Origin of the sequence: Nocardia pseudovaccinii NBRC 100343 (assembly GCF_001613225.1) — a bacterium.
Taxonomy (GTDB): domain Bacteria; phylum Actinomycetota; class Actinomycetes; order Mycobacteriales; family Mycobacteriaceae; genus Nocardia; species Nocardia pseudovaccinii.
Genome location: NZ_BDBY01000182.1, coordinates 1 through 7,606, shown reverse-complemented (window position 1 = coordinate 7,606; position 7,606 = coordinate 1). Strand labels below are relative to the sequence as shown.

The 7,606-nt window shown below is 67.6% G+C and carries 8 protein-coding genes; 5 read left to right on the top strand and 3 right to left on the bottom strand.

Translation table 11 applies throughout. From position 1 onward, the window contains the following. Positions 1–208: hypothetical protein (locus NP3_RS49900; RefSeq protein ID WP_218024916.1), on the top strand; the 208-nt coding region annotated here is incomplete at its 5' end. Here the strand turns inward: NP3_RS49900 and NP3_RS22535 are convergent. After that, positions 181–417, bottom strand: coding sequence for a DUF3039 domain-containing protein (locus NP3_RS22535; RefSeq protein WP_063043591.1), 237 nt, complete (start codon positions 415–417; stop codon positions 181–183). The genes NP3_RS49900 and NP3_RS22535 overlap by 28 nt on opposite strands. Before the next feature lie 172 nt (positions 418–589). On the opposite strand from NP3_RS22535, the gene NP3_RS22530 reads away from it, so the two are divergent. Next, on the top strand, positions 590–943 hold the full coding sequence (locus NP3_RS22530; protein WP_063043590.1) for a DUF3099 domain-containing protein: 354 nt from the start codon (positions 590–592) through the stop codon (positions 941–943). Between the two features lie 192 nt (positions 944–1,135). Here the strand turns inward: NP3_RS22530 and NP3_RS22525 are convergent, their stop codons facing one another. Continuing rightward, entirely contained in the window at positions 1,136–2,413 is a 1,278-nt protein-coding gene (locus NP3_RS22525) for an MFS transporter (RefSeq protein WP_063043589.1), read from the bottom strand. A gap of 276 nt (positions 2,414–2,689) precedes the next feature. Between NP3_RS22525 and NP3_RS22520 the strand changes: the two genes are divergently transcribed. From NP3_RS22520 to NP3_RS22510, 3 genes are all read left to right on the top strand, one after another. Beyond that, positions 2,690–3,430, top strand: a complete 741-nt coding sequence (locus NP3_RS22520; RefSeq protein ID WP_063043588.1) for a VOC family protein — start codon at positions 2,690–2,692, stop codon at positions 3,428–3,430. A 72-nt stretch (positions 3,431–3,502) separates the two neighbouring features. Next, positions 3,503–5,020 (top strand): DUF7782 domain-containing protein, encoded by a 1,518-nt coding sequence (locus tag NP3_RS22515; RefSeq protein WP_063043587.1) that lies wholly within the window; start codon positions 3,503–3,505, stop codon positions 5,018–5,020. 194 nt (positions 5,021–5,214) lie between these two features. Further along, positions 5,215–6,183, top strand: a complete 969-nt coding sequence (locus NP3_RS22510) for a sigma-70 family RNA polymerase sigma factor (RefSeq protein ID WP_063043586.1) — start codon at positions 5,215–5,217, stop codon at positions 6,181–6,183. A 171-nt stretch (positions 6,184–6,354) separates the two neighbouring features. Here the strand turns inward: NP3_RS22510 and NP3_RS22505 are convergent, their stop codons facing one another. Then, complete coding sequence (locus NP3_RS22505) at positions 6,355–7,302, bottom strand: NAD(P)-dependent oxidoreductase (RefSeq protein WP_218024915.1); 948 nt, start codon at positions 7,300–7,302, stop codon at positions 6,355–6,357. Between the last annotated feature and the right edge of the window lie 304 nt (positions 7,303–7,606).

Sequence of the window (7,606 nt, the reverse complement as noted above, 5' to 3'; positions counted from 1 at the left end):
GGAATGGTTGTCCAATCAGTTGGGCGGGGACGACTCCGACACCGAACAGGGTGATCCAGCCACAGCGAAGCCCCCGAACCCACAGGAGGCCCAAGGGCAGATCGAGCGGACACACGACAACGGCGCCGATGCCGACCGGACACGACTCAGCGCGCCCGGCGATCCGTCATCGGCGTCGGCTCAGTCGCCCTTGCGCAAGCCGTCGTAGACCTTCTTGCACTCCGGGCAGACCGGCGAGCCGGGCTTCGGGGAGCGGGTCACCGGGAAGACCTCACCGCAGAGGGCGACCACGTGGGTGCCCATGACGGCGCTCTCGGCGATCTTGTCCTTCTTCACGTAGTGGAAGAACTTGGGGGTGTCGTCGCCCGTCGTCTCGTCGGTGGTCGTATCCGGGCGAACCAGAGTGTCGGTACTCACGGATTCCATGATGCCGCATACTCGCGAGCTCGGCTGATGACGGTCGGTGTTCGTCGAGCTGACCAGGCCATGTGCGGTGCGCCGTCGACAGTGGAAGACTCGGGGTATGCAGCAGTACGGCGACACCCCCGACGCCGACGACATCGGCAGCGGTGATCGCCCGGACGTCGCAATGCCGACGCCACCCCGCAAGTCCACCGGCTACTTCCCCGGCAATGACGAGAAGCACCCGGTGCTGATCACCGAGGCCGCCCCGTCACTGGAGGATCAGCACCGCGCCAGGGTTCGGCGCTACACCATCATCATGGCGTTCCGCATCCCCTGCCTGATCCTGGCCGCGATCGCCTACAGCGTCTTCAGCAACGCCCTGCTCTCGATCCTGATCATCACCGCTTCGATCCCCCTCCCCTGGATCGCCGTCCTCATCGCCAACGACCGCCCGCCACGCCGCAAGGACGAACCCAGCCGCTGGGACCGCCCCCGCACCGCCATCGAATCCCGGCCGCATCGCGCCATCGATTCCTGAGCTGGGCCGGGTGAGGTCCGGAGGCGGGTGTGAGGTCCTGGGTCGGTTAGGGCAGGTCCGGGCAGGGGCAGGGGGACGGCGCATGCCACCGACGCGGCTGCCGACACGCCGACGATCAAGCTGGACGGGTGATCACCATGCAACGGTGTGGGCAAACGTCGAGAACGGCCCGCCACCAGCGCATTCTCGGTGTCAGGGGTGGCGGCGGATGGTGGCGGACATGAGGGCCGCGGCGGCGCAGAGGGCGCCGGCGATGTACCAGGCGAGGTTGTAGGAGCCTTGGATGTCGCGGATGACGCCAGCGCCGGTGGCGGCTGTGGCGGAGCCGATCTGGTGGGAGGCGAAGACCCAGCCGAAGGCGACGGGCCCGTCGGCCCCGAAGAGTTCGCGGCACAGCATGACTGTGGGCGGGACGGTGGCGATCCAGTCCAGGCCGTAGAAGATGATGAACACCCACATGCTCGGCTGTGTGTCCGGCGCGAACAGCGACGGCAGGATCAGCAGCGACAGTCCGCGCAGCGTGTAGTAGCCGACCAACAGGTAGCGGGGGTCGGCGCGGTCGGTGAGCCAGCCGGAGAAGATGGTGCCCGCAACATCGAAGATGCCGACCAGCGCCAGCAGACCGGCGGCAGTGGTCGGTGGCATGCCGTGATCGTGTGCGGCACTGACGAAGTGGGTGCCGACCAGACCGTTGGTCGATGCGCCGCAGATCGCGAATCCGCCTGCGAGCAGCCAGAATCCAGGACTGCGCGCGATCGTGGTCAAGACCGTCAGCGCGCGGGTCGCGCCGCCGGTCGCCTGCACACGCAGTCCAACTGTGCTGCCGGGTTCGGCGCCGTACGCGGAAACGCCTGCGTCACTGGGGAAATCGCGGATGAACAGCAGGACCAATGGCACCACCGCCAGCGCGACACCCGCGACGATCAGCGAGGGCACTCGCCAGCCGTGCTCATGCGCGACAGCGGACACCACCGGCAGAAAGATCAGCTGCCCGGTCGCGCCCGCCGCGGTGAGCACGCCGGTCACCAGTCCGCGCTGACGCACGAACCAGCGACCGGTGATCGTCGCCACGAACGGCATCGACATCGATCCGACGCCGACTCCGACCAAGAGCCCCCAAGTCGCCACCAAATGCCAAGGCTGGGTCATGAATACGGTGAGCCCGCTGCCCGCCGCGACGAGTACCAGTGCGCACGCCACCACCCGGCGGATACCGAATCGGTCCATCAGCGCCGCCGCGAACGGCGAAATCAGCCCGTACAGCAACAGATTCAGCGAGACCGCGGCCCCGATGGTGCCGTGGGACCAGCCGAACTCTTCGTGCAGCGGATCCAGCAGCACACTCGGCACCGACCGGAACGCCGCCGCGCCCAGGAGCGCGATGAATCCCACACCGGCGACGATCCAGGCGGGGTGCAGCCGCCTCGGCACGGAATCGACAGGTATCCGAGGCGTCTGCAGTTCAGTCACCCGCTGAGCGTGCCGGAATTTCACGCGTCGAACGAGTGGCCGGAATGCCATAAACCGCCAAGATCGTGCCAGTCACGGCCGACCCGAAACCGGCTCGACAGCATCGCGGGCGACACCTACTGTGTGGCGGGGGTAAGCGACGGGAACTCTCTCAGCGCCAGTGATGTGCGACACATCCGCGCCAACCGGGCGCGGGCGGCGCCGAATCGCCGGAAGATGCGACAACTGCATGCCCGGCTGCGGCGCGGGAACTCCCGCCAGGAAACAGGAGAAAGCATGATTCGGTGGGTCTGGGCCTTCCTCGACCGCCCGACGCAACGTTTCGACGAATGCGCGACATTCTGGTCGACGATCACCGACACCCAACTCTCGCCGCGACGCGGCGAGAACGACGAATTCCTCACGCTCCTACCGGATCCCGCACTCTTCGCCGATGCGGGCGTCAAGATGCAGGCGGTGACCGGACTCGGCCGGGTACACCTCGATTTCGACGTCGACGATGTCACCGCCGCGGTCCGCGTCGCGCTCGACCTCGACGCCGAACTGGTCGCCAACCACAAGAGCTACGCCGTGTTGCGCTCCCCGGGCGGTCAGATCTTCTGCTTCACCCCCAGCGGCCGCGCGAAGGGCACGCCCGCCCCTGCCGTGCGCGCCCCGGACGGCACCCTCACCCGCCTCGACCAGGTCTGCCTCGATATCGGCCCGACCGACCACGCCGCCGAATCCCGCTTCTGGACCACTCTCACCAACTGGGATCTCACCCAGGGCCGCCTGCCCGAATTCGCCCGGCTGCGCGCGAAAGAGCCGCTGCCCGTACAGCTTCTGCTGCAGCGCCTCGGCGAGGACCGACCCGTCGGCGCGCACATCGACCTCGCCTCCGCGGATATCGACGCCACCGCCGCCTGGCACGAGTCCCTCGGCGCGACACTGGTCGAGCGCCATGAGCACTGGATCGTCATGTCCGATCCGGCCGACGCGCCCTACTGCATTACGGGCCGCGACCCGAACGGCGTCTGAGATCCCGCGCTGTCCAGGTGACACGACGAGCACGTTTCGGTTGCCCGCGTGTCGCGGTGGCAGAGTACCGGTGTGCCTACCAACCAGACGACCACCGGATCGCTGCTCACCGCGCTGTGCCCCGATCTGCGGGCCGCGCTGATCCGCGTCGGCTACGACGCCGACACGCTGCTGGAAGTGCTCGGCGCCGACGCGCACTCCGCGCTGGGCCGGTCCGAACCGGTACCGGTGCGTCGCGCCGCTCGCCGAGCGGGCGCACTCGGAACCCTGATCCGCCTGTTGCTGCTCGGTGACGCACTGCCCGAACGCGAGGTCGCGGCCGCACTGGCGCCGGTGGAGATCGACCGCGCGATAGCGGCCGGCCTGCTCGCCCGTGACGGCGACGATGTGCGCGCGGCCCTGGACCTGCGTCCGCTCGATGCGGGCGAGGGTACCCGCTGGATCCTGTCCGACCTGGACGATTCGATGTTCCGGCGCAGCCTGACCGAGGATCACGTGCTGGGGGTAGGCCACGCCTCCCTGTCGCTGTTGCGCGCCACCCCCACCCGCCGCGTCGGTTCGGTGCTGGACCTGGGCACCGGCTGCGGCGTCCAGGCCGTCCACGCCGCCGCGTACGCGGACCGGGTGACCGCGACCGACGTGAACCCGCGCGCCTTGTGGCTGGCCGAGGCGACGGCCGCGCTCAACGGACTCGATGTCGAACTTCTGGCCGGTTCCTGGTTCGAGCCGGTGGCCGGTCGCCGCTTCGACCAGGTGGTGGCCAATCCGCCGTTCGTCGTCGGCCCCGCGCGCATCGAACACACCTACCGCGACTCCGGCCTCGCCCTCGACGGCGCAAGCGAATTGGTGATCTCGCAAGCCCCCGCCCTGCTCGCCCCCGATGGCACCGCCGCGATGCTGGCGGCATGGGTGCATGTGGACGGCGAGGACTGGCGCCAACGCGTCTCGTCCTGGCTGCCCGCGCACGGCGTCGATGCCTGGGTGGTCCAACGCGATGTCGCCGATCCGGCCCTCTATGTCGGAACATGGCTGCGTGACGCGGGTTTGGATCCGCGCGACCCGGCCGCACAGGAGCGCGCCGAGCAGTGGCTCGACGCCTTCACCGCCGCGGGCGTCGAGGGCATCGGTTTCGGCTTCGTCTACCTGCACGCCATCGACGGTCCGACCGAACTGCTCGCCGAGGACCTGACGCACGGCTTCGACGATCCGCTCGGTGCTGAGGCCACCGCGTATTTCGCGCGCTCGGCCTGGTTGCGCCGCGCCGCCGCCGAGGAAAATCTCGCCTGGTCAACACATTTCGTGGTCGATCCGGCAACCGCGCTGGAACGGGTCTATCTGCACAGCGAACTCGGTTGGGAACAGCAGGTCGCGCGGCTGCACCGCGGCGACGGTCCGCGCTGGCAGCATGAGGTGGACGAGTCCACCATCGCACTCGTCGCGGGAATGCGCGCCGAGGGTTTGCCGTTACAAGAGCTGATAGAACTGCTCGCGCTCGCCGACGGATCGGGCGAAGTGACCGAGGAGTTCGCGGCCGACGCATTATCCGTGGTGGCCGGATTGGTTCGCCACGGTTTGGTGCGGCCCGTGTAACGAAGCGGCAACCGCTCGCATCCCGCCGGACGCTTCGCGCACGGGCTGTTCCGACAGGGTGGGGTTCTCAGGAACTTCTCAGACGCGAGTGATGGAAACCGCAGTTCAGAGCGGTTTATCGGAGCAGTAGCGGGGAACTTTCTACCTGTCGGGTCCGTTGTTCGGAGTGAGACACCACCGACAGGAGGCAAGTCATGACAAGCCCCGCCACCACTCGCGTGCGCACCAGCGATTCGGACCTCGACGCCCAGAGCCCTGCCGCCGACCTGGTACGTGTGTACCTGAACGGGATCGGCCGTACCGCACTGCTCACGGCAGCCGATGAGGTCGAGCTGGCCAAGCGCATCGAGGCGGGCCTCTATGCGCAGCATCTGCTGGAGACCGGCAAGCGACTGTCGGCCACCCGCAAACGCGATCTGGCCGCCGTCGTTCGCGAAGGCCAGGCCGCGCGCTCGCATCTGCTCGAAGCCAACCTCCGGCTCGTGGTCTCCCTCGCCAAGCGCTACACCGGCCGCGGAATGCCGCTGCTGGACCTGATCCAGGAGGGCAACCTCGGCCTGATCAGGGCAATGGAGAAGTTCGACTACGCCAAGGGATTCAAGTTCTCCACCTATGCCACCTGGTGGATTCGGCAGGCCATCACCCGCGGTATGGCCGATCAGAGCCGCACCATCCGCCTCCCCGTGCATCTGGTCGAGCAGGTCAACAAGCTGGCCAGGATCAAGCGGGAACTGCACCAGCAGCTCGGTCGCGAGGCCACCGATGCCGAACTCGCCAACGAGTCCGGCATTCCGGTCGACAAGATCTCCGATCTGCTCGACCACAGCCGCGACCCGGTAAGCCTGGATATGCCGGTCGGCAATGACGAAGAGGCCCCGCTGGGCGATTTCATCGAGGACTCCGAGGCCACCTCGGCCGAATCCGCCGTGATCGCCGGGCTCCTGCACCACGATGTGCGCAGCGTGCTCGCCACCCTGGACGAGCGCGAGCAGCAGGTCATCCGGTTGCGCTTCGGCCTGGACGACGGCCAGCCGCGCACCCTCGATCAGATCGGCAAGCTCTTCGGGCTCTCCCGCGAGCGTGTTCGTCAGATCGAGCGTGAGGTCATGTCGAAGCTGCGCAAGGGAGAGCGGGCCGACCGCCTGCGCGCCTACGCCAGCTGATTCCCGCAATAACTCGTGCCGGTGATCCCGGCGCGTGCCCATGACGCCGGACTACTCCGAGGCCGGTTCGGCGTCCGGCTTGGTGACCCTGGACGGTCACCTCGAAACGCCGACCGGTGACCGCGCGTCCCGCCCCCTCCGGGTTCGCGCGAGCCGGTCGGCGAACCCCATTCAATCGCCGCCGAGTCCGTCGTCGACCGTGACGTTCTCTGGTTTCAGTTCGAGTGCGGAGTTCTCGGCCTGCAGATCGAGCAGGATCGCGAAATCCTCGTGCACTCGACCGCTGCCCACACTGGCCTGGACCAGTTGTGCGGTGGCCGTCGCGAGCGGCATCGGCACCTCGCATCGGCGGGCCGCGTCGAGACCGAGATCGAAATCCTTGCGCAGCAGGATCGGGGTGAAAGTCGGTGTGTAGTCGAGGTTTACGAAGGCCGGGGTCTTGTAGCGGGTGAAGATCGAACCCATGACGCTGCTGTTGAGGAAGTCCAGAAAGGCCGCGCGGGATACTCCCCCCTTCTCCGCGAGGACGGTGACCTCGGCCATCGACTGGGTGACCACACCGAGGAACAGGTTGTGGCAGATCTTGACCAGCCGCGCCGCATCGCCCACACCGACGTAGGTGACGGATTTGCCGATGGTGCGCAGTAATGGTGCGACGCGTTCATAGACCTCCGGCGGGCCTGAGGCCGCGATCGAAAGTCCGCCCGCGGCGACCACTTTCGCATTGCCGCTGACCGGTGCGGCCAGGAAGCCGACACCACGCAGTTCGCAGGCCGCGCGAATGGCCGCGGAGGATTCCGTCGAGACGGTCGAGCAGTCCACCACGACCGCGGGTGCAGATTTTTCGTCGGCGAGCAGGCCGTCGGCGCCGAATAGGACCTGTTCGACGTCGGCTTGGGTGGAGACCGTGGTGAATACCACGTCGAGGGTGCGTAGATCCGCGATGTGGTCGGCGATTGTGCAGCCGTGCCCGGTGAGCGGTTCGGCCTTGGCTCTTGTTCGGTTCCACACCGTGACCTGGGTGCCCGCAGCGGCCAGGCGGGTGGCCATCGCGGCGCCCATTCTTCCCGCGCCGATCCAGCCGACCGCTTGTTGCTGAGACGATTCTTCTGAGTTCACTCACGCTCCTTTGCAATCGTTTGCAGTCAAATGGCTGTTGCCCACGTTAACATACAAGGCGATTGTCGCCTTGTGTTCTGCAAACGAGTGCAAGTGCCAACGGCCGTAGCGGGCTCATAGCGACCGCTATTCATCGCGCGCCGCAGTCCACACCCGCCGCAGTCCACACCCATGGCGCACTGGGGCCCGCCCGTCCCACGCCGTCACCGATCGTCAACGCCATTGCTGCCGCCCATCCCACCCGCCGCCCATCGCGCGTCACCGGCCCATTCCAGCGCCGCGGCCCACCGCACCGCCGCCGGTC